The 19,046-nt window shown below is 48.9% G+C and carries 19 protein-coding genes and 2 pseudogenes; 12 read left to right on the top strand and 9 right to left on the bottom strand.

Annotation, left to right across the window (positions count from 1 at the left end):
• Nucleotides 1-7: 7 nt before the first annotated feature.
• The 3 genes from tcyN to dcyD are packed head-to-tail and all read right to left on the bottom strand — an operon-like array spanning nucleotide 8 to nucleotide 2,426.
• Nucleotides 8-760: an L-cystine ABC transporter ATP-binding protein TcyN gene (tcyN, locus tag AACU94_RS06865; RefSeq protein ID WP_135489161.1), complete on the bottom strand. Its 753-nt coding sequence runs from the start codon at nucleotides 758-760 to the stop codon at nucleotides 8-10.
• On the bottom strand, nucleotides 757-1,425 hold the full coding sequence (tcyL, locus tag AACU94_RS06860) for a cystine ABC transporter permease (RefSeq protein ID WP_130223595.1): 669 nt from the start codon (nucleotides 1,423-1,425) through the stop codon (nucleotides 757-759). The genes tcyN and tcyL overlap by 4 nt, the downstream gene beginning before the upstream one ends.
• 14 nt (nucleotides 1,426-1,439) lie before the next feature.
• Nucleotides 1,440-2,426, bottom strand: coding sequence for a D-cysteine desulfhydrase (dcyD, locus tag AACU94_RS06855; RefSeq protein WP_135489160.1), 987 nt, complete (start codon nucleotides 2,424-2,426; stop codon nucleotides 1,440-1,442).
• 241 nt (nucleotides 2,427-2,667) lie between these two features.
• Between dcyD and AACU94_RS06850 the strand changes: the two are divergent.
• Both AACU94_RS06850 and AACU94_RS06845 read left to right on the top strand, forming a co-directional pair.
• Nucleotides 2,668-2,802 (top strand): annotated as a pseudogene (locus AACU94_RS06850) (integrase); the annotation flags it as partial.
• Nucleotides 2,803-3,241: 439 nt separating this feature from the next.
• Nucleotides 3,242-4,039 (top strand): hypothetical protein, encoded by a 798-nt coding sequence (locus AACU94_RS06845; RefSeq protein ID WP_240726442.1) that lies wholly within the window; start codon nucleotides 3,242-3,244, stop codon nucleotides 4,037-4,039.
• Nucleotides 4,040-4,283: 244 nt separating this feature from the next.
• On the opposite strand, the gene AACU94_RS06840 is transcribed toward AACU94_RS06845, so the two are convergent.
• Complete coding sequence (locus tag AACU94_RS06840; RefSeq protein ID WP_276606034.1) at nucleotides 4,284-4,529, bottom strand: hypothetical protein; 246 nt, start codon at nucleotides 4,527-4,529, stop codon at nucleotides 4,284-4,286.
• Between the two features lie 162 nt (nucleotides 4,530-4,691).
• Here AACU94_RS06840 and AACU94_RS06835 point away from each other — a divergent pair, with 162 nt between their 5' ends.
• A complete protein-coding gene (locus AACU94_RS06835) occupies nucleotides 4,692-7,202 on the top strand; it encodes an autotransporter outer membrane beta-barrel domain-containing protein (RefSeq protein ID WP_240726441.1) in 2,511 nt (836 codons plus the stop codon).
• 11 nt (nucleotides 7,203-7,213) lie between these two features.
• Nucleotides 7,214-7,459, top strand: a pseudogene (locus tag AACU94_RS06830) (integrase core domain-containing protein); the annotation flags it as partial.
• 21 nt (nucleotides 7,460-7,480) lie between these two features.
• Here the strand turns inward: AACU94_RS06830 and tcyJ are convergent.
• From tcyJ to AACU94_RS06810, 4 genes are all read right to left on the bottom strand, one after another.
• Nucleotides 7,481-8,281 carry a cystine ABC transporter substrate-binding protein gene (tcyJ, locus tag AACU94_RS06825; protein WP_130218652.1) on the bottom strand — a complete coding sequence of 267 codons (801 nt, stop codon included), beginning with the start codon at nucleotides 8,279-8,281 and terminating at the stop codon, nucleotides 7,481-7,483.
• 87 nt (nucleotides 8,282-8,368) lie between these two features.
• A complete protein-coding gene (gene fliZ, locus AACU94_RS06820; protein ID WP_135489253.1) occupies nucleotides 8,369-8,920 on the bottom strand; it encodes a flagella biosynthesis regulatory protein FliZ in 552 nt (183 codons plus the stop codon).
• 45 nt (nucleotides 8,921-8,965) lie between these two features.
• The gene (gene fliA, locus AACU94_RS06815; RefSeq protein WP_064529323.1) at nucleotides 8,966-9,685 is read right to left on the bottom strand and encodes an RNA polymerase sigma factor FliA; all 720 of its coding nucleotides are present in this window, start codon (nucleotides 9,683-9,685) and stop codon (nucleotides 8,966-8,968) included.
• Nucleotides 9,686-10,002: 317 nt separating this feature from the next.
• Entirely contained in the window at nucleotides 10,003-11,346 is a 1,344-nt protein-coding gene (locus AACU94_RS06810) for a FliC/FljB family flagellin (RefSeq protein ID WP_135489159.1), read from the bottom strand.
• A 245-nt stretch (nucleotides 11,347-11,591) separates the two neighbouring features.
• Here AACU94_RS06810 and fliD point away from each other — a divergent pair, with 245 nt between their 5' ends.
• The 4 genes from fliD to amyA all read left to right on the top strand — a co-directional run bounded on the left by fliD (nucleotide 11,592) and on the right by amyA (nucleotide 15,389).
• Nucleotides 11,592-13,007: a flagellar filament capping protein FliD gene (gene fliD, locus AACU94_RS06805; RefSeq protein ID WP_130218648.1), complete on the top strand. Its 1,416-nt coding sequence runs from the start codon at nucleotides 11,592-11,594 to the stop codon at nucleotides 13,005-13,007.
• 15 nt (nucleotides 13,008-13,022) lie between these two features.
• Entirely contained in the window at nucleotides 13,023-13,433 is a 411-nt protein-coding gene (fliS, locus tag AACU94_RS06800; RefSeq protein WP_130208571.1) for a flagellar export chaperone FliS, read from the top strand.
• A complete protein-coding gene (gene fliT, locus AACU94_RS06795; protein WP_130257635.1) occupies nucleotides 13,433-13,831 on the top strand; it encodes a flagella biosynthesis regulatory protein FliT in 399 nt (132 codons plus the stop codon). Before fliS ends, fliT begins: the two co-directional genes overlap by 1 nt.
• A gap of 70 nt (nucleotides 13,832-13,901) precedes the next feature.
• Complete coding sequence (gene amyA / locus AACU94_RS06790; RefSeq protein ID WP_135489158.1) at nucleotides 13,902-15,389, top strand: alpha-amylase; 1,488 nt, start codon at nucleotides 13,902-13,904, stop codon at nucleotides 15,387-15,389.
• A gap of 120 nt (nucleotides 15,390-15,509) precedes the next feature.
• Here amyA and yedD read toward each other — a convergent pair whose 3' ends face one another.
• On the bottom strand, nucleotides 15,510-15,923 hold the full coding sequence (yedD, locus tag AACU94_RS06785) for a lipoprotein YedD (protein ID WP_064529329.1): 414 nt from the start codon (nucleotides 15,921-15,923) through the stop codon (nucleotides 15,510-15,512).
• Nucleotides 15,924-16,108: 185 nt separating this feature from the next.
• On the opposite strand from yedD, the gene yedE reads away from it, so the two are divergent.
• The 4 genes from yedE (at nucleotide 16,109) to AACU94_RS06765 (ending at nucleotide 19,021) form a co-directional block, all read left to right on the top strand.
• Nucleotides 16,109-17,314 carry a selenium metabolism membrane protein YedE/FdhT gene (yedE, locus tag AACU94_RS06780; RefSeq protein WP_135489157.1) on the top strand — a complete coding sequence of 402 codons (1,206 nt, stop codon included), beginning with the start codon at nucleotides 16,109-16,111 and terminating at the stop codon, nucleotides 17,312-17,314.
• Nucleotides 17,311-17,544: a sulfurtransferase-like selenium metabolism protein YedF gene (yedF, locus tag AACU94_RS06775; RefSeq protein WP_000790504.1), complete on the top strand. Its 234-nt coding sequence runs from the start codon at nucleotides 17,311-17,313 to the stop codon at nucleotides 17,542-17,544. The genes yedE and yedF overlap by 4 nt, the downstream gene beginning before the upstream one ends.
• A 189-nt stretch (nucleotides 17,545-17,733) precedes the next feature.
• Entirely contained in the window at nucleotides 17,734-18,138 is a 405-nt protein-coding gene (locus tag AACU94_RS06770; protein WP_130218640.1) for a DUF1398 family protein, read from the top strand.
• Nucleotides 18,139-18,541: 403 nt separating this feature from the next.
• On the top strand, nucleotides 18,542-19,021 hold the full coding sequence (locus AACU94_RS06765) for a GNAT family N-acetyltransferase (protein WP_130223609.1): 480 nt from the start codon (nucleotides 18,542-18,544) through the stop codon (nucleotides 19,019-19,021).
• The last annotated feature ends 25 nt before the right edge of the window (nucleotides 19,022-19,046 follow it).

The raw sequence follows: 19,046 nt of genomic DNA, 5'->3' as shown, positions 1-19,046 counted from the left end.
TTTCTTATTATTGCAGTAGAAACTTCTCGAGAAACTGGCGGGTACGGGGCTGCTGTGGATTGGCAAATAACGCTTTCGCCGCTCCCTGCTCTACTATCCGCCCCTGGTCCATAAAGATCGCGCGGTCAGCAACATCTCGGGCAAAGCTCATTTCGTGTGTCACAATCACCATTGTGCGCTTTTCCTGTGCCAGCTGGCGGATAGTATTCAGGACTTCGCCCACCAACTCTGGGTCCAGAGCCGAGGTTGGCTCATCAAACAAAATCACCTCGGGGCGCATCGCCAGCGCCCGGGCAATCGCAACTCGCTGCTGTTGACCGCCAGATAAACGACGTGGATAGCTGGTTTCTTTGCCTGCAAGGCCAACTTTCGCCAACAACTCACGTGCGCGCGCCGTGGCTTCCTCTTTAGGTTCACCTTTGACAATCACCGGCCCTTCAATAATGTTTTCCAGCACCGTACGATGCGGAAACAAATTAAAGTTCTGGAAAACAAAACCAACGTGCTGGCGCAACTGACGAATCAGGGATTTTTGCTGACTTAACGAACGCGCGGTATCAATGGTGATATCCCCGACGGTAATCGTCCCCGCTTCTGGTTGTTCCAGCAAATTTATGCTGCGTAGCAACGTGGTTTTCCCGGAGCCGCTTGGACCTATAATCGCCACCACTTCGCCGGTTTTAACCTCCAGATCTATGCCATGCAGCACCGTCTGACCGTGGAATTTTTTCACCAGGTTTTTAACGTCAATGGCACTCATTTTGGATCTCTCTCCTGGCGATTAAGTTGATTCTCAAAATGGTTCTGCAACGTCGATAACACCGTCGCCATAATCCAGTAGATGAGCGAAGCCGCCAGATACATGGTGAAAACTTCCAGTGTGCGCGAAGTAATCAACTGCGCCTGACGGAACAGCTCTGGCACCTGAATCGTCGCAGCCAGAGAAGTATCTTTTACCAGGCTGATAAAACTGTTCGACAGCGGCGGCAGTGCTACCCGCGCGGCCTGTGGCAAAATAGCACGACGCATAGTTTGCCACGGCGTCATGCCGATACTGGCAGCCGCCTCCCACTGGCCTTTATCAATGGACGAAATCGCTGCCCGCAGCGTTTCGGCTGCATAGGCGGCGGTGTTCAATGACAGGCCAATCATCGCTGACGGAATCGGGTCTAATTCAATACCAAACTGCGGTAAACCGTAGTAGATCATAAACAGCTGTGCGATGAGTGGCGTACCACGGAAGATGGAGATATAAAAACGCGCCAGCCAGCGCACAGGCCAGACGGGCGACAAGCGCATCAGCGCGAGAATAAATCCCAGCAGTAAGCCAAAAAACATGCCGCCAATGCTGAGTTGCAGCGTATACCCTGCCCCTTTCAACAGGAACGGCAGCGAATCAATAACCAGTTGTATGCTTTCTTGCATGAGCGTTTCCGGAGCTAAACGTGGGGATGATAGGCGAACAGTGCAGGCGCGCCCCCGGTATGAATAAACAGAATCGGTCCTTCATCTTTGAAGCGTTTCTGACCTATACCATCAATCAGCCCCGCCATCGCTTTTCCGGTATACACGGGATCAAGCAGAATGCCTTCCAGACGCGCCAGCAGTTTCACCGCCTCCATGCCTTCGTCATTCGGCACACCGTAGCCAGGCGCAAAATAGTCATCCCAGAGTAAAATTTCCGCTGATGCAGTTAACTCCAGTTCTTTCGCGATCGCCTGTTGTAGGCTAACCACTTTCGGCAACTGGTCAGCAACAGAACGTGAAACAGTCACGCCAATCAGTTCTGTTTCAGGCATCAGTTGTTCCAGCCCTACTGCAAGCCCGGCGTGAGTTCCGGCACTGCCTGATGCCACCACCACCGACGATATGTTAACCGCCCCTTCACACTGCTGGGCGATTTCCAGCGCACTCTCCACATAGCCCAACGCGCCTAAAGCATTGGAACCGCCAACCGGAATGACGTATGGGCGAAAGCCTTGCGCTTCGACGCGAGTCGCTAACTCTTCCAGTTGGGCATCAGGATTGGTCAGCGCATCGCACATTTCAATCTGAGTATTGAACAGATCCAGCAACAAGCGGTTGCCGTTGGTTAAATAGTTTTCTGCGGTAGTGCCAATGGGATTTTCCAACAGCGCCACGCAATGCAGACCAAGTTTTGCGGCCACTGCGGCTGTCTGGCGCACATGGTTAGACTGAATCGCTCCGGCTGTAATCAGTGTGTCGGCACCTTCGCGCAAGGCGTCTGCTGCGAGAAATTCCAGTTTGCGTAACTTATTTCCGCCCATTGCCAACGGGGTGACGTCATCCCGTTTGATGAAAATGTCCCGCCCGAGATAATCAGAAAAACGTGGCAGATATTCGAGCGGTGTCGGTGCGCCGATAAACTCCAGCCGTGGAAAACGAGTTAAATTATGCAGTGGCATAAAAGCCTCCGATGTGTGTTGTTGTGATCTTGTTATTATGCACGCAGGAAACGTATAAATAAAAAATGCGCCGATTAAAGCGCCCTTTTTTGTCATTTTGCCCCGCCCAGAGTAGCGTTGACACGTTCCTGGCTGTGAGTTCAACCGAGGGATGCAACACACTGGTTGAACCGATCTGCGGATGATTCATAGTTTAGCGTTTTTCTCAGTCTTTCGTTGAGCATATGGCAACTGTAGTACCCATGGATACCGGGCGATAGCAGATAGTGTGTTAATAGAATCAGATTTGTGGTCGCGTGATACTGTTGAATGTCCGATGGGTCATCAGGAACGTAACGGTGTAAAGGCTGCTTATGTCCATAAAGCAGAAAATCTGATGTCCCCTGGTTACGGGGATAACTTCTCCTGGCATCTTAGGTTGATCAAGCATGGTTATCCATACCCGTTCATTAATATGGTAATCATTATCTCTGCATTAATTATTATTTATATCCAGGTCTGTTTTTAGGATAAAAATATTATATTCCATGACGATATTTTCAGGCACTTTTCTTATAAAAAAAGCAGAGAAACAGTCACTATCTAAAATTACGCCAATCAATAAACAAACTAACATCCAGAAAACATTTCAATTTCAAATTACTCGTCAAAAAAAATCAACCTGATTGCTTGAGATGGATTTTTTCTGTTTATTTGCAATAATGCTCGCATCGATCATTTGTATGATGATTAGATAATACATATTATTTCCCAATGACATTTACACAGTCAAAACATTTAATCCACCATTCTTAAACAAAAAAATTGGAGCTTTTGTGAAAATCAAAATTAATAAAAAAGAAAGATTTAATGTATATATAAACAACAGAAAAACATTCGGCGTAACGCAAGAGGGAATGAAGACTACATTACTTTGCAGTCTTATATCTGCCACTCTGACCATTCAGCCTGCTTTGGGAGCCAAAATGGAAGTCACTCTTTCTGAAGGAAACCCTGCAGAAATATCTGAAAATATCATTGGTGCTGATGCCTCGCATCACAGGCCAGATAATAATGATGATGGGGAAGCCGGTGAAGATGCTCTCATTGTTAATGTTGTACCAGGTTCATTACAGGATGAAAATATCCTGACAATTAACAGCGGTAGTCGCATTAGTGGCGGTGAAGGCGGATGTGCTGGTGATGATGATAATACGAAGATGGGATCTGCAGGAGGCCAGGGCGGCACAGCTATTACTGGAAATAATTTTACTCTTGTTAATTCTGGTGATATTTCCGGTGGTAAGGGTGGTTGGGGAGGTGATGGTAATGGCGGGGGCGATGGAGGTGAAGCAGGTACCGCTATTTCCGGAGATGATCTTACCATTACGAACAACGGAAGCATTACAGGTGGCGATGGCGGTATGCCTGGAGCCAGTGGTTATGGCGATGAGAGCAGTGGTTTAACTGGGACTCCTGCTGTTGGTGGGACTGCCATATCTGGCAATAATCTTCAAATAAGCAATAACGGAAATATCACTGCCGGGCAAGGTAGTAGTGGTGCCTGGTGGGCGGTATGGGGGTCTTCTGCCGGCAAGCGGAGGGAATGGAGGCACGGCAATATCCGGAAATAATATGGAGATAACAAATAATAATCACATTACAGGTGGCCAGGGGGGGGATGGTGCTCGCGGTGGTGAAGGTAGTGTCGAATTTACTACCGATCAAAATATTAATGGGAGTACCGGTGGTAGTGGTGGTATTGGAGGGTCTGCTATATATGGTAATAATATTAAGATAAATAATACGGGAGATATAACTGGTGGACTGGGGGGCACTGGTGGTAAAGGAGGTAAAGGTGAAAACACTGACACTGGTTCAGCGCCCCTTGGTGCTGGTGGCACTGGTGGTATTGGTGGCACCGGGGGGATTGCCATATCTGGGAATAATATGGAAATAAATAATTATGGAAATATTATTGGCGGCACTGGTGGTCATGGTGGTGGCGGTGGCCACCCCGGTATATATATTCATGCTGGAAATACTGGTAACGGTGGTAATGGTGGCAACGGAGGTAATGGTGGTACTGCTATATCCGGGAGTGATATTACGATAAATAATCATGGCAGGATATTGCCTGGTAGTGGCGGAAATTCAGGTCAAGGTGAATTTCCCGGGGGGATAAATGGTAACAGAGGGCAAGATTGTGATACCGCAATATCTCTGAATGGTGGAACTAACTCGTTGAATCTCTACGCCGGTTCTACCATTCAAGGTGATATTGTTTTGAATAATGTTGAAAATAATGCTGATGGTAATTCTCTGTCCATTACAAATAAAGACTCCGCCAGCTCTGAAATAAAAGGCAATCTGAGAGCGGGTACAGGTACACATGTTTCCGTTTCGGGAGCTGATGTTTCCTTTAGCGGACGTTCGGTATTTGACACAGATTCATCGCTGAATATGAGCACAGGTTCCAGTCATTTAACTGCCAACAGTATTCAGTTCAATAACGGTGCAGTGCTTAATATTGATACTGCCATGACAATATGGAAGCAAAATGAGTACGGCTTGTTGACGACCTCCGACGGCATAACAGGGCTCTCTGAAAATAATATTTATCAGCATAATAATCTACTGAGTGATGGTGCTGAAGACTATGTTTTAACATCACTTAGTGGTAACGGACAGACAGTAAAAGAGGTGAATTCTTCCCTGAAGTGGAATGACCCCTCAGGAAATGGATATGGCACGTTTGATCTGAGGACAGGCGCGGTGTTAGAGCTGAAGGTGCGACTTGCAGATAACAATGCTGTTCAGTTATCTCATGGCTGGGATGGAAAAACGCTGACCAAAGCCGGCGAAGGAACACTGATTCTGTCTTCCAAAAACACTTACACGGGTGTAACAGACATCCGCGGCGGCAATGTTCGCATGAACAGCAACAGTGCTCTGGGGCAGACCAGCGAGATTCGTCTGGCAGACAACACCATGCTGGACATGAACGGTCACAGCCAGACCGCAGGTAAACTGAACAGCGCAGCAGGTTCCATACTGAACATTAATGGCGGTAATCTGACCCTCACAGGTGGAGGCCTGTCTGCAGGTACCCTCATCGGCTCTGGCTCCCTGAACATCAGCGGTGGCGTGTTCGATATTACTGGTGCCAGCCGCGCCCTGAATGCCACCATTACTATCGCAGATAAGGCAATGGTAAAGGTGCTTAATGCTGACGGACTGGGAGCAGGCTCGGTTAACACTGCCGGCACACTGATTCTGGGCAAGGCTGATGCACCTGTCATGCTTGCTAACAGCCAGGTCACCATCGCTCAGCAGGGGACACTCTCCGGCTCTGGTGGTGTCGCCGGGAACGTAACCAACAGCGGTACTCTTGACCTGAGAGCCGATGCTCCGGGTAATGTACTGACGATCGGGGGTAACTATACCGGTAATAATGGCTTACTGCTCATGAACACCGCTCTGGGGAATGACAACTCCGCAACAGACAAACTGGTTATTAAAGGCAATGCTTCCAGTCAGACCCGTGTGGTTGTTATAAATGCAGGTGGTACCGGAGCACAGACACTGAACGGTATTGAGTTGATTCATGTCGACGGAAATGCTGACAGTGCTGAATTTATTCAGGCCGGGCGTATTGCCGCCGGGGCTTATGACTACACGCTGGGACGTGGTCGGGGAAGCAACCGTGATAACTGGTATCTGACCAGTGGTAAAAACACTCCGTTCCTGCTGCGCGCTCTGAAAGCAATGCAACTCCCTGCCCCTGAACCTGCTCCGGATGGTCATGACAACGACCTGCGCCCGGAAGCGGGCTCCTACACGGCGAACATGGCTGCCGCAAACACTCTGTTCGTGACCCGTCTTCATGAACGCCTGGGGCCAATGCATTACACCGATGTGATTACCGGTGAGCAGGAAAAAACCAGCATGTGGATGCACCATGAAGGGGAACACAACCGCTGGCGTGACGGTACAGGTCAACTGAAAACACAGGGTAACCGTTACGTCCTGCAGTTGGGTGGTGACCTGGCTCAGTGGAGCGGGAACAGCGCTGACCGCTGGCATCTGGGAGTTATGGCTGGTTACGGTAATGACCATAACAATACGGATTCTGTACGTACCGGATACAGTTCAAAAGGCAGTGTGAAAGGATACAACACAGGTCTGTATGCCACCTGGTATGCTAATGATGAGACACATAGCGGGGCTTATCTGGATAGCTGGGCACAGTACAGTTGGTTCGATAACGATGTGAAAGGTGACGGGCTGCCGGGGGAATCCTGGAAATCAAAAGGTCTGACAGCCTCACTGGAAACCGGTTATGCCTGGAAAGCCGGTGAGTTTACCGGCAGCCATGGCAGTCTGAACGAATGGTATGTCCAGCCTCAGGCTCAGGTTATCTGGATGGGCGTAAAAGCTGATGAGCACCGCGAACGCAATGGTACCCGTGTTGAAAGCACCGGTGACGGTAACGTCGGTACCCGTCTGGGCGTGAAAACCTGGATTAAGGAACACAGCAGAATGAATGACGGCAAATCCCATGAGTTCCGTCCGTTCGTTGAGGTGAACTGGCTGCACAACACCCGTGATTTTGGCACTCGCATGAACGGTGTGACGGTACATCAGGACGGCGCCAGCAATATCGGAGAAGTAAAAACCGGTGTTGAGGGGCAGATAAATGACCATCTGAACCTGTGGGGCAATGTGGGTGTACAACTCGGTGACGAGGGATACAGCGACGCCTCTGCCATGCTGGGTATGAAGTATACATTCTGAACCGGGTAGCTCTTTATCAGTCAGTGCATGAGAGAAACGGGATAACCTGCTCAATGACCGTTGGTTATGACTGCGACCAGAATGCGCTGGCTGAACGAATAAACGGGCTCCTGAAAAACTCGCGTCCTGCAGGTCTGGAAAATAGTAAAAAATCCGTGGCTATTTATAACCATGAGCGGCCACACCTGGCACTAAAATACAAAACGCCCGATGAAGTTCATCAGGCGTTTTACAGACAAAAAACTGTCAACTTATAGCAGGGCCCGTCAATACGTTGATTACTTGGTCACATCAGCACCAAACCATTTTTCGGAAAGGGCTTGCAAGGTTCCATCTTTTTGCATTTCTGCAATGGCATCGTTGACTGCTTTCAGCAAGTCTTCGTTACCTTTACGCAGCGCGACACCTGACTCCTGGCGGGAGAAGGCTTCGCCAGTTACTGCCAGCGTATCATTGGTTTTCTTCACCAAATCCAGCGCCGCCAGACGGTCAACCAGGATAGCATCAATACGGCCTACGCGCAGATCCTGGTACTTGGTCGGGTCATCATCATAGGTGCGCACATCAACACCCTGAACATTCTGACGCAGCCACTCTTCATAGTTGGTGCCTAAACCAACACCAACTTTTTTACCTTTCAGGTCGTCTGCGGTTTTTATTGTGCCTTCATTACCTTTTTTCACCAGCGCCTGAATACCGGAAATGGTGTAAGGGGTAGAAAAATCGTATTTTTTCTTGCGTTCATCAGAAATGGTGACCTGGTTAATCACCACATCGATGCGTTTAGAATCCAGTGACGCCAGCATCCCGTCCCATTTGGTCGGTTTTAATGCGGCATCAACGCCCAGATGTTTTGCCAGTTGTTGGGCAAATTCCACTTCAAAACCAGTCAACTTGCCGTCATCGCCCTGAAAGCTGAACGGCGGGTAAGTCCCTTCCAGTCCCACCAGCAACGTGCCACGCTCTTTTACTTTATTGAGCAGGCCTTCGTTGGCAAAACTTTTCACGCTCATACCCGCAACCAGCGCCACGGCCATAACGCCCATCAACGCCTGATGTCCCAGATGTGCTAGTTTCATATTCACCCCGAATGTTGTTTTGTTGGTTTGCAGTGTAGAGCTATTGTTTGTAAACACAAAAACAAGTCTGCTACATCTTATTCTTATTTAATATATATCAGAAGCTGACATGCAGTGGGAATTCTGCGCAAGATCACCGCGGGTTTGCGTCTGGTAACACTGATACTTACGTAATGCGATGCGGTAATTATTGGTGCTTGTGGTGGGTAGCCATGGCGCCAGGTTTTCATCAAGAAAACCATCCTGCAGCAGCTCGGTGGAAATATCTTGCTCGCTTAAATAATTACCCAAACGACGCAGACGTACCACATACTCGCGCACAGTACCGGGGCTCATTTCAGTATGGTCAAAGAGAAACTGCTTGAAGCCGATAATATCAAAAAAATCACTCTGCGTTTTGCAGTGTAAATCGCCGCAAAAACGACACAACGCGGACCATGATTTTTGTTCTTCCTGCCAGCCATTTTCATCAAGCAGTGTATCGAGACGGGAAATCTCGATTTTATTCACTATTTTGCCGTCGCGAACCAGCGTAATGCGATCAAGTAGTTTACGGCAAAATGCGCAATGGGTTTGACTGTGTTTAAAGTCTTTAAGATAGCGACTCAATGGCCGCCTTTTCTGGTGCTGCATCATTATTAAGAACTCCTGGTATTCAAAATTAATGTGCGGCATTTACTTAAGTTATAACTTACCCAGTTTGGTGCGTAACCGTTTAATGGCCTGACTGTGTAACTGACTGACCCGCGATTCACCGACTTCCAGCACCGCGCCAATCTCTTTGAGATTAAGCTCTTCCTGGTAATAGAGCGTTAATACTAACTGTTCACGCTCCGGCAACATTTCGATGGCTTCCATCACCCGTTGACGCAGATTACTTTCCAGTAATTTTTGTAACGGGTTTTCGCGCTGATGATCGTCACTTACCAGTTCAATACTATCGCCGTGCTCTTCACGCCACTCATCGTAGGAAAAGAGTTGGCTGTTATTAGTATCAAGCAACATTTGTCGATAATCGGCGATTTCGATCCCTAAACGTTCTGCCACTTCAGTTTCTGTGGCGTTACGGCCAAGTTCCTGCTCCAGTTGCCCCATTGCCTGTGCCACTTCACGCGCATTGCGTCGCACGCTTCGTGGCACCCAGTCACGGCTGCGAAGTTCATCCAGCATAGCACCACGGATTCGCTGCACTGCGTAAGTTGTAAATGCCGTTCCTTGCAGGGCGTCATAACGTTCAACGGCATTAAGTAATCCAATGCCGCCCGCCTGTAGGAGATCATCAAGTTCTACACTCGCGGGCAGTCGGACCTGCAGGCGCAATGCTTCGTGACGCACCAGCGGGATATAACGCTGCCACAGCGAGTATTTATCCATTACACCTTCAGCGGTATAGAGTGATTTCACGATAAACAACCCTGCGTTATATAAGTAATCGGCATAATTATCCGTTTCTGCAGGTTTTTTAATCGGACGAATAATGGGTGAAATAAGCGGTTATTTAGAGTGATCGGTAAATAATGAGCAGAATAACCCCGCCGGACGCGGGGTTAAGAGATCTGACAACGTGCGCTTTATCTTGCCGGAGGCAGCGTAAATGCCTTATCCGACCAGGGCGAATATGCAAATTTAATTAATTGCCATTCACCTTGTAGGCATGATAAGCGTAGCGCATCAGGCAATTTGGCGTTTGTTGTCATTATCGGTTAGTCAGGTTTTGGCGATTAACCTTGCAGCAGAGACAGAACTTGCTGCGGCACCTGGTTAGCTTTAGACAGCACAGAGTTACCCGCCTGCTGGATGATCTGCGCTTTCGACATGTTGGACACTTCGGTCGCATAGTCGGCGTCCTGAATACGGGACTGCGCTTCAGACAGGTTGGTGGTGGTGTTGTTCAGGTTGGTGACCGCAGAATCCAGACGGTTTTGTACGGCACCGAGGGAGGAGCGGAAAGTATCAACTTGTGAGATAGCTTTGTCTAAAAGTGCCAGTGGATCGTTGGTTGCAGTACCAGAAAATGTTGCTGTTGCCGGTGTTTTTACCGAGCCATCAGCATTGAGTTCATCGGTAAGCTGGATTGTTGTGGCTTCATTTGTTGCAGCGGCACCACCGTTTTCAATTGCATCCTTACCGTCTGCACCAGCAAGGTAATCTTTGCCTTGAATAGTAACATAGCCAACAGCCGCGCCAGCACTATTCGTCGTGACCTTGATAGGCTGACCTGTCTGTGTTGCTGTGGTAACACCGTTCGCAGGATCAGTGAAAGTAACATCGGTGGTATTAAGTGTAACAACGCCACCAGCATTAACGGAAGCCGAATAGAAGTCATTACCAGATTGAACAACATAGGTTCCTGTTGCTTTACCATCCGCGCTTTGTACGTTATGTAGGGACAAGCCTGATGTATCACTTATTCCCAATGTTTTAGCCATTGCGGCAGCAGCGGTATCGTTCGCACCAAATTTAACCGTAACCGGGGCATCGCCAGCAGCAGCGCCAGGAACTGTAGTTATCGCGTCGCTAACTTTTAATGCGTTCCCTGATACCGAGAAACCTTTCAGCCCCAGCGTTGAAGAATCAATTTTCTGCAAATCGATAGAGATGGTCTGCCCATCATTCGCGCCAACCTGAATCTTCATCGAACCGTCTTTCGCCAGCACATTCACGCCGTTGAACTGGGTCTGACCGGAAACACGGTCAATTTCATCCAGACGGGATTTGATTTCGTCCTGAATAGAAGACAAGTCAGAATCAGAGTTAGTCCCGGTCGTCGCCTGAACGGTCAACTCACGCACACGCTGCAAGTTGTTGTTGATTTCAGACAGTGCGCCTTCTGCGGTCTGCGCCAGAGAAATACCGTCATTGGCGTTACGCGCGGCCTGAGTCAGCCCTTTAATGTTAGAGGTGAAACGGTTAGCAATCGCCTGACCAGCGGCGTCGTCTTTCGCACTGTTGATACGCAGACCAGAAGAGAGGCGCTCGATAGAAGTCGACAGCGCAGACTGGTTTTTGTTGATGTTGTTCTGAGTGATCAGCGAGAGGCTGTTGGTGTTAATGACTTGTGCCATAATTTTTATTCCTGTTTTTAGCTCTACGGTTTAAGTATTGGGCTTCCACCCTTCGGCTTCGTCGCCGTCAACCCTGTTATCGTCTGGTCACTCACAACCTTTAGAATTTTTTTCTAGCCGTCGAAATACTCCCCTTCCTCGTTGCTGTTCGTGTCATTAAGCCCAAAAATAAATCGTAAACTTTGCCCCGCTTGCGCCGATAACCCCGGTATTCGTTCTACATGTCGCATGATTAAGGAATATATATGGCTAGTATTTCAACGCTCGGGGTTGGGTCGGGGCTGGATCTCAGCAGCATCCTCGACAGTCTTGAGGCGGCAGAAAAATCTACCCTGACGCCGATATCAAAACAGCAAAGCTCGTACACCGCGAAACTGAGCGCCTACGGGACGCTGAAAAGCGCGCTGGAGAGTTTTCAGACCGCCAACACGGCACTGAATAAAGCCGACTTATTTACTGCTACCTCAACCACCAGCAGTTCCTCGGCTTTTAGCGCCACCACCACGGGCAGCGCGATTGCCGGAAAATACACCATTAGTGTCAGCCAACTGGCACAGGCACAGACGCTCACGACCCAAAACAGCCAAAAAGACAACAAAGCCGCCATCGCCACCAGCGATAGCGTACTGACCATCCAGCAAGGCGGAGGAAAAGATCCCGTCACGATTGATATCAGCGCGGCTAACTCGTCACTCTCTGGCATCCGCGATGCAATTAACAACGCCAAAGCCGGCGTCAGCGCCAGTATCATCAATGTGGGTAACGGCGAGTATCGTTTGTCTATCACCGCCAATGATACCGGTAGCGATAACGCCATGAAACTGAGCGTCAGCGGCGACAGCGCCCTGCAAAGTTTTATGGGTTACAACGGAACGTCGGGTGATAGCAGTAATGGCATGATTGAAAGCGTCACCGCGCAGAACGCCAAACTGACGGTTAATAACGTTGAGATTGAAAACAGCAGCAACACTATCAGTGACGCGCTGGAAGATATCACTCTCAACCTGAATGACGTCACCACCGGTAATCAGACCCTCACCATCAGCAAAGACACCTCCAAAGCTGAAAATGCGGTTAAAGCGTGGGTGGATGCCTATAACACGTTACAGGATACGTTCAGCAGCTTAACAAAATACACCGCAGTCGATGCCGGGGCAGAAAGTCAGGACTCCAGCAACGGCGCGTTACTCGGTGACTCCACGCTGCGCACCATCCAGACCCAGTTAAAAACGCTGCTTGCCAATACGCATAGCAGTTCGGCCTATAAAACATTGGCACAGATCGGTATTACCACCGACGCCAGTAGCGGAAAACTGGAAATAGCGACCGACAAGCTGCAAACAGCCCTGAAGAAAGATGCCGCTGGCGTAGGTGAAATGTTTATTGGTGACGGTAAAAGCACTGGCGTAACCACCAGCATTAGCAGCAACCTGACCAGTTGGCTCTCCTCCACCGGGATAATCCAGGCTGCAAAAGATGGCGTAAGCAAAACACTGAACAATTTGACGGATCAGTACAACGCTGCCAGTGAACGTATCGATACATTAATGGCGCGCTACAAAGCCCAGTTCACCCAACTGGATGTGCTAATGAACTCGCTTAACTCCACCAGTAGCTATCTGACACAGCAATTCGACACCTCAAATAGCAGCTCGAAATAATCTTCAGGAGAGACTATGTACAGCGCAAAAGGCACGCAGGCCTATGCACAAATTGGCGTTGAGAGCGCCGTGATGAGCGCCAGTCCACAGCAACTGGTTACCATGCTATTTGACGGCGTGTTGAGTGCGCTGGTAAGAGCGCGTCTGTTTATGCAGGACAACAACCTGGAAGGTAAAGGCGTGTCTTTATCGAAAGCTATCAACATCATTGAGAATGGGCTGAAGGTGAGCCTCGAAGAAGAAAGCCAGGATGAATTAACCCAGAATTTAATTGCGCTCTATAGCTATATGGTCAGGCGTTTGCTGCAAGCGAATTTGCGTAACGATGTCTCCGCAGTAGAAGAAGTGGAAACGTTGATGCGCAATATTGCCGATGCCTGGAAAGAGACTTTACTCTCCCCTTCTTTGATTCAGGACCCTGTCTGATGAACCATGCACCGCACTTGTATTTTGCCTGGCAGCAACTTGTCGAAAAAAGCCAGCTCATGTTACGCCTGGCGACAGAAGGACGATGGGATGAACTCATCGCCAGCGAAATGGATTATGTGAATGCGGTGCAACAAATCGCGCACCTGACGGAAGAGATGGAACCCTCTGCAATGATGCAGGAACAACTCAAACCGATGCTACGCCTCGTCCTGGACAACGAAAGCAACGTTAAGCAGTTATTACAGGTGCGAATGGATGAGCTGGCGAAGCTGGTTGGTCAGTCATCGATGCAAAAATCCGTATTAAGTGCTTACGGCGACCAGGGCGGCTACGTACTGGCGCCGCAGGAGAATATCGTCAATTTTTCTCCCCATCTGAATTTTGGCAAAGCATAAAAGTTGGATTACTCGCGAATAACCTGATTACGGCTACGCTTCTAATGTTCCCCTCATGTGGAGTCGAAGAATGCGTAATCCCACGCTGTTGCAATGCTTTCACTGGTATTACCCTGAAGGCGGCAAGCTCTGGCCCGAGCTTGCCGAGCGCGCCGACGGTTTAAATGATATTGGTATCAATATGGTCTGGCTGCCGCCTGCCTATAAAGGCGCATCGGGCGGATATTCTGTCGGCTACGATTCCTATGATTTATTTGATTTAGGCGAGTTTGATCAAAAAGGCACTGTCGCGACGAAATATGGTGATAAAGCGCAATTGCTGGCGGCCATCGACGCGCTTAAACGCAACGACATCGCCGTACTGCTGGATGTGGTGGTGAACCACAAAATGGGTGCCGACGAAAAAGAAGCGATTCGCGTTCAGCGAGTTAACGAAGAGTGTCGCACGCAAATTGATGATGAAATCATCGAATGCGAAGGCTGGACCCGTTACACCTTCCCTGCACGAGCCGGAAAATATTCACAATTTATATGGGACTTCAAATGTTTTAGCGGTATCGACCATATCGAAAACCCGCATGAAGATGGCATCTTTAAAATCGTCAACGATTACACTGGTGAAGGCTGGAATGATCAGGTCGATGATGAATTAGGCAATTTCGATTATCTGATGGGCGAAAATATCGATTTTCGTAACCATGCCGTCACCGAAGAGCTCAAATACTGGGCGCGCTGGGTAATGGAACAAACTCAGTGCGATGGTTTTCGTCTCGACGCGGTAAAACATATTCCGGCGTGGTTCTATAAAGAGTGGATCGAGCATGTGCAAGAAGTTGCGCCGAAACCACTCTTTATTGTGGCGGAATACTGGTCGCGCGAGGTCGAGAAACTGCAAACGTATATTGATCAGGTGGAAGGTAAAACCATGCTGTTCGATGCACCACTACAGATGAAATTCCACGAAGCGTCTCGTATGGGGCGTGATTATGATATGACTGAGATTTTTAGCGGCACATTGGTTGAAGTCGATCCTTTCCACGCTGTGACGCTGGTCGCCAACCACGATACCCAGCCGTTACAAGCCCTTGAAGCTCCGGTGGAGCCGTGGTTTAAGCCGCTGGCTTATGCCCTTATTTTGCTACGGGAAAATGGCGTGCCTTCGGTGTTTTATCCTGATCTGTACGGGGCTCATTACGAAGATGTCGGCGGTGACGGTCAAACCTATCCAATCGATATGCCAATAATCGAACAACTTGATGAGCTAATCCTCGCCCGACAGCGTTTTGCCCACGGTGTACAGACGCTATTTTTCGATCATCCGAACTGTATTGCCTTTAGTCGCAGTGGCACCGATGAATATCCTGGCTGCGTTGTGGTTATGTCGAATGGCGACGATGGCGAAAAGACGATTAATCTGGGGGAGAACTATGGCAATAAAACCTGGCGCGATTTCCTCGGTAATCGACAAGAGAGCATAGTTACCGATGAAAATGGCGAAGCGACTTTTTTTTGCAACGGCGGCAGCATCAGCGTTTGGGTTATCGAAGAGGTGATTTAAAACCGATCGCTGACAATACACGCATCGTTATTGCGGCGCCGTTACAGTTCCAGGCCCGATAAGCTTGCGTATCGGGCACTTTTTTTGACATGAAAATCCCCCTGGGCCAGGGGAATTTCATTACGGCAGCGGCGTCGGTAACGGCGCTTTTTCCAGCGCGGCGGCACACTCTGCCGTCGGACGAGCCACGCGTTCCATCGTCATGCCATCATACTCAATAGTGTTACCGTCACGCTCAATCTCGTACAGCTCACGTTTCACAGTAACGTTAGTGAGAGAATCAGACATCAGCGTCAGCTTACCCGGTAACGCAATCACTCGCTGCCATTGACGGCAATCCAGGGTATCACCCTCTTTAGTGACAATCAGGCTACCAATCGCTTCCGGGCTGACCAGCGCACGTTGCGGCCCTTTGGTCTGCCAGTACCCTGCCAGCCAGTCTGGTGCGGGGGTTTTTACAACATTATTATAGTTTTCGACTTCGGCACAGCCCGCCAACAACATGAGTGCGCCTGCAATTGCGAGTTTTTTCATCATTCGTCCTGCATGAGAAGAAAAGTGGATTGTGGCATTAAAGCCCTGACGCTGCCACCCTTTCCAGGCCCAAAGAGAAATTTGATCTAATTATTATTTTTGTGAATTATTGCCGCGCAAATAAATTCTCCTGATGTATGATTCGCGACTCTTGTTTAAACCTTCTGAGTTCAGAGGCTACATACATGTCATGGCAGCAATTCAAACAAGCCTGGTTGATTAAATTCTGGGCGCCAATCCCTGCGGTCATCGCGGCGGGCATTCTCTCCACTTACTATTTTGGCATTACCGGCACTTTTTGGGCAGTTACGGGTGAATTTACCCGCTGGGGCGGTCAGCTCCTGCAACTGTTTGGCGTCCATGCTGAAGAGTGGGGCTATTTTAAAATTATCCATCTGGAAGGATCGCCATTAACCCGCATTGACGGAATGATGATTCTCGGTATGTTCGGCGGCTGTTTTGCCGCGGCATTATGGGCCAACAACGTCAAACTGCGCATGCCGCGTAGCCGTATCCGCATTATGCAGGCCATTATTGGCGGGATTATTGCTGGTTTTGGTGCACGTCTGGCGATGGGCTGTAACCTGGCGGCGTTCTTTACCGGCATTCCTCAGTTCTCGCTGCACGCCTGGTTCTTTGCCATCGCCACCGCCATCGGCTCATGGTTTGGCGCGCGCTTTACCCTGCTGCCTGTTTTTCGCATCCCCGTGAAAATGCAGAAAGTCTCTGCCGCCTCACCGCTGACGCAGAAACCGGATCAGGCGCGGCGCCGTTTTCGTCTCGGGATGCTGGTCTTTTTCGGCATGCTTGGCTGGGCGCTGCTGACGGCGATGAACCAACCAAAGCTGGGGCTGGCGATGCTGTTTGGTGTCAGCTTTGGCTTACTGATAGAACGTGCACAAATCTGCTTTACTTCGGCGTTCCGCGACATGTGGATCACCGGACGAACCCACATGGCGAAAGCGATCATTTTCGGTATGGCGGTAAGTGCCATCGGGATTTTCAGTTATGTACAGTTAGGCGTAGAACCTAAAATCATGTGGGCGGGTCCGAACGCGGTAATTGGTGGATTACTGTTTGGTTTTGGTATTGTGCTGGCGGGCGGCTGCGAAACGGGATGGATGTACCGCGCGGTGGAAGGCCAGGTGCATTACTGGTGGGTCGGTCTGGGCAACGTTATTGGCTCCACGATTCTGGCGTATTACTGGGATGATTTCGCCCCGGCACTGGCAACCGACTGGGACAAAATCAACCTGCTAAAAACCTTTGGTCCAATGGGCGGCCTGCTGGTGACATATTTACTATTGTTCGCTGCGCTGATGCTGATTATCGGCTGGGAAAAACGCTTCTTCCGCCGTGCGGCGCCGCAGACAGCTAAGGAGATCGCATGAAAAATATCGTTCCTGATTACCGTCTTGATATGGTGGGTGAGCCCTGCCCTTACCCGGCGGTTGCAACCCTTGAGGCTATGCCGCAGTTAAAAAAAGGCGAGATCCTCGAAGTGGTCAGCGATTGTCCACAGTCGATTAACAATATTCCGCTGGATGCGCGTAATCACGGCTATACGGTACTGGATATTCAGCAAGACGGGCCGACCATTCGTTATTTAATTCAGAAGTAATCTTTTCTCCCGCTGTTTCAGGCAGCGGGAGCCACTTGCTACGAATACTCCGTTGTCTATTTTCCGTACCACAGTTGAATTATTATTCATTCACACAGACACAGCATTAAGTGATCGGACCAGATTGAAGGAATAACACCGATCATGCAAACTACTCTCCCTCACAACTGACGAGAGATTATTTCCCTGATGGATCAGGTTGCTAATTTTCAAAAGATGTTTGAGCAAGTGAGAACGGAGCTAAATTTTTCCTGGTTTTATGCTGAGTTAAAACGTCATCATATTGCACATTATATTTACTATCTTGCCACAGATAACATCAGGATCGTCACGCACGATGACAATGTTTTGTTAATCAGAGGGAGCAGAAGTCTATTAAAAGTCAGTGCCATCAAGGATCCTGAGCAAGTCAAAAAAGCAGCCCGAACTCACATTTCAAGACGGTCAACATTTCGGGAATATTGTATAACGCTTGCAAAGGCTGGTGTTTTTCGGTGGGTTACTGACGTCGGTGATAATAAGCGGCGTTACTATTCTATCGATAATACACTTTTATATATTGAAGATATCGAGAACAACAAACCACTTATTTAGCTGTTCTCGCCAGCTCAGGTCTGACAGTGGCTGGTTATTAATAAAATTTTCAATGATCGGTTCTGAAATAGCGATTAACTAACGCCTTCATGTTCATGCCTGTGACCATGTATTTTTCGTTGATGACAAAGAAAGCCCTGGAGCGCACCAGATAACAGGCGGAGTGAATCATCAAGCATCATCGTTCACTGTAGATCTCCCGGTGTGTCATACCCTATACACGCCCATCACTCGATGGGCATTCTGAAAGCAAGTTACTGAGAAGCGTTCTTCCAGCGATGGCTCCATACAATGGTGAGCGGTCATTTTTTACAAACAGAACCGTGTCATAAGAAACATCTATTAGACAACGATGTTTTCGCCTGTTGGTATGTTGTAATTAGACAACCAACAAGAAACAATCATGTTCACTGTCAAAACAGATGATCTCTCCCATCCCGCAGTACAAGAATTAGTGAATTACCATATTTCCGGTATGCAGGAACAATCTCCACCAGAAAGCATCCATGCTTTAGACGTACAAAAACTACGTGATCCGGCAGTGACATTCTGGTCAGCATGGGAAGGAGATCGACTCGCCGGAATTGGCGCGCTGAAGTTACTGGATGATGAACATGGCGAGTTGAAATCAATGCGTACTGCGCCAGACTTTTTACGTCGTGGCGTTGCAAATCTGATTCTACGGCATATTTTGCGGGTTGCACATGACAGACGCCTTCATCGCCTGAGTTTAGAAACAGGAACACATGCTGGGTTTACGGCCTGCCATCAACTTTATCTCAAACATGGCTTCACCGCCTGCGAGCCCTTCGCTGATTATAAACCGGATCCAAATAGCCGTTTTATGACCTTGAACTTATGTGAAAATCATCAATTATCATGACTGGTAGCCCCACCAACTGCGGCGC

The sequence above is a fragment of the Escherichia sp. E4702 genome, assembly GCF_963883545.1.
In the GTDB taxonomy this organism is placed as follows: Bacteria; Pseudomonadota; Gammaproteobacteria; order Enterobacterales; family Enterobacteriaceae; genus Escherichia.
The sequence above is the reverse complement of the archived record's forward strand: the minus strand, read 5'-3'. Positions and strand labels throughout refer to the sequence as shown.